Below are 2,613 nucleotides of genomic sequence, written 5' to 3' on the forward strand. Positions count from 1 at the left end.
GAGGTCGGGAATGCGGGCTTCGCCGAGGCGGTGAAGCAGAGGGCCACAGAAGAGAATCGGGATGCGGCTGGCGCCAGCATGCGCATCGATCTCGGCGAAGTGCGCCTTTTCAACGTTGGCGGTGTCGAAGTGCAACTCCCCCGTGGACGGGCTGGTGACGCGGACGCCGTAGACCTCAAGAAGTCCGCGAACAACCTGAACATCGCTGATGTCGGGGACTCCGCGCAGCTCGCTAGGGGTCTCCCCCAGAAGCGCCGCAACCATCGCCTTCGTCACGAGGTTTTTGGCCCCGCGCACCTGGATGGTTCCCTTCAGCGGTTTTCCGCCGGTGATGACAATCTCGTCAGAGGTGAGTCCCACCCTGGCCGCTGCCTTCTGTGAATCCTTGGTGAGTGCGTTCACTCAGATACCCTCCGTCGATCGTGCCGGGAGTGTCGTCGGGCGCCAACTGGCGCGGCGGCTCTCAAAATCGGTAATGGCTCCCTCGTCGCGAAGGGTGAGCGCGATGTCATCGAGCCCCTCCATCAGACGCCAGCGAGTGTAGTCGTCGATGGCGAATGGCACTGTGAGTTCTCCCACAGAAACCGTTCGCGTCTCGAGGTCGACGGTCGCCTCGATACCGGGATTGGCATCGATGGCTGCCCACAGGGCTTCGATGTCGTCCTCGCTGACCTCGCCGGTAAGCAAACCCTGTTTGCCCGAGTTTCCCCTAAAGATGTCGCCGAATCGCGAGCTCAGAACAGCGGCGAAACCAAAGTCGCGCAGCGCCCACACGGCGTGCTCGCGGCTGGAGCCGGTTCCGAAGTCGGGACCGGCAATGAGCACCTTGGCACCCTGGAATTCGGGACGGTTCAAGACGAACTCGTCATCCTGGCGCCATCCAAAGAAAAGGGCGTCGTCGAAGCCCGTCTTGGTGACTCGCTTGAGGAACACCGCCGGGATGATCTGGTCGGTGTCGACGTTGGAACGCTTGAGGGGCGCAGCAACACCGGTAATCGTCGTGACTTTATCCATCAGGCCGATACCTCGCTCACTGTGGTTGGAAACTGTCGGGCTACGGCATCATAGATCGGCGTGTCTGCGGCCTGCTGCGCAGGGGCCTCATTATCACCCTCCAGATCCCAGGGGCTTGAGAGGGTTCCGCGAATGGCGGTCGCTGCGGCCACGAGGGGCGACACGAGGTGGGTGCGGCCACCCTTGCCCTGGCGCCCTTCGAAGTTGCGGTTGGAGGTGGATGCACACCGCTCGCCGGGGGCCAGCTGGTCTGGATTCATGCCAAGACACATCGAGCATCCGGCAAAGCGCCACTCGGCGCCGAAGTCCGTAATGATCTTGTCGAGGCCCTCTGCCTCGGCCTGCAGGCGCACTCGGGCGCTGCCCGGCACGACCATGACGCGAACACCGTCTGCCTTGGTCTTGCCCTCGATCACCGACGCGAATGCGCGGAGGTCTTCGATGCGGCTGTTGGTGCACGAACCCATGAAGACCGCGTCAACGGCGATCTGCTTCATGGGCGTGCCTGCCTCGAGATCCATGTACTCAAGTGCTCGCTCGGCCGCCGCGCGCTCGTTGGGGTCGTCGATCTCCGAGGGAACGGGCACAGAGTCGCTCAGCGAGACTCCCTGGCCGGGGTTGGTTCCCCAGGTCACGAAGGGCTCAAGCTCGTTGGCGTCGAGAAACACCTCGGCATCGAAGACGGCGTCGTCATCGGTGGCCAGCGTGTTCCAGTACTCGACTGCGGCATCCCAATCTTCGCCGGAGGGCGCGTGCGGGCGGCCCTCCAGGTAGTCATAGGTGATCTGGTCGGGGGCGACCATGCCGGCGCGGGCACCCGCCTCGATCGACATGTTGCAGATCGTCATGCGGCCCTCCATGGAGAGTGCACGGATGGCGCTGCCGCGGTATTCGAGCACGTAGCCCTGGCCTCCGCCGGTGCCGATCTTGGCGATAACAGCAAGGATGATGTCCTTGGCCGTCACGCCGGGGCGCAGCTCTCCTTCGACCGTGATGGCCATGGTCTTGAACGGCTTGAGCGGCAGGGTCTGGGTCGCGAGAACATGCTCGACCTCGCTCGTGCCGATGCCGAATGCCATCGCGCCGAATGCGCCGTGGGTCGAAGTGTGGCTGTCGCCGCAGACGACCGTGATGCCGGGCATCGTGAGGCCGAGCTGAGGGCCAACGACGTGCACAATGCCCTGCTCGATGTCGCCGAGCGGGTGCAGGCGCACGCCGAATTCGGCGCAGTTGTTGCGCAGAGTCTGAATCTGGGTGCGACTCGTCAGGTCTTCGATCTGGCGATCGATGTTGAGAGTCGGGGTGTTGTGGTCTTCTGTCGCGATCGTGAGATCGGGGCGGCGAACCGGACGACCGGCCACGCGAAGGCCGTCAAAGGCCTGCGGGCTTGTCACCTCGTGCACAAGGTGAAGGTCGATGTAGAGAAGATCAGGGGTGCCGTCTTCACCCTTGGTGACGACGTGGTCGTCCCAGACTTTTTCTGCCAGCGTTCTGCCCACAGTGATGCCTTTCTCTACGAATCCGAGCGCACGAATAGGCATGCGCTCAATCGTGACAGTCTACTTCGGCTCAGGCCTTGCCCGCTGCGCCGAGCACCGT

2 protein-coding genes and 1 pseudogene are annotated in these 2,613 nt (G+C 63.4%); all 3 read right to left on the minus strand.

Features of this window, described 5'->3' with window-relative positions; genetic code table 11:
• Positions 1 to 402 (minus strand): annotated as a pseudogene (locus AC062T_RS04850) (UDP-N-acetylglucosamine 1-carboxyvinyltransferase); the annotation flags it as partial.
• Positions 403 to 1,014, minus strand: a complete 612-nt coding sequence (gene leuD / locus AC062T_RS04855) for a 3-isopropylmalate dehydratase small subunit (protein ID WP_108517207.1) — start codon at positions 1,012 to 1,014, stop codon at positions 403 to 405.
• Positions 1,014 to 2,555, minus strand: coding sequence for a 3-isopropylmalate dehydratase large subunit (gene leuC, locus AC062T_RS04860; RefSeq protein WP_476027912.1), 1,542 nt, complete (start codon positions 2,553 to 2,555; stop codon positions 1,014 to 1,016). Before leuC ends, leuD begins: the two co-directional genes overlap by 1 nt.
• Positions 2,556 to 2,613: the final 58 nt, after the last annotated feature.

The organism is Homoserinimonas sp. (assembly GCF_056262345.1).

Excerpts from the sequence above, each read along its gene's own strand:
- leuD (WP_108517207.1), bottom strand. The coding sequence starts at position 1,014 with ATGGATAAAGTCACGACGATTACCGGTGTTGCTGCGCCCCTCAAGCGT.
- leuC (WP_476027912.1), bottom strand. The coding sequence starts at position 2,555 with ATGCCTATTCGTGCGCTCGGATTCGTAGAGAAAGGCATCACTGTGGGC.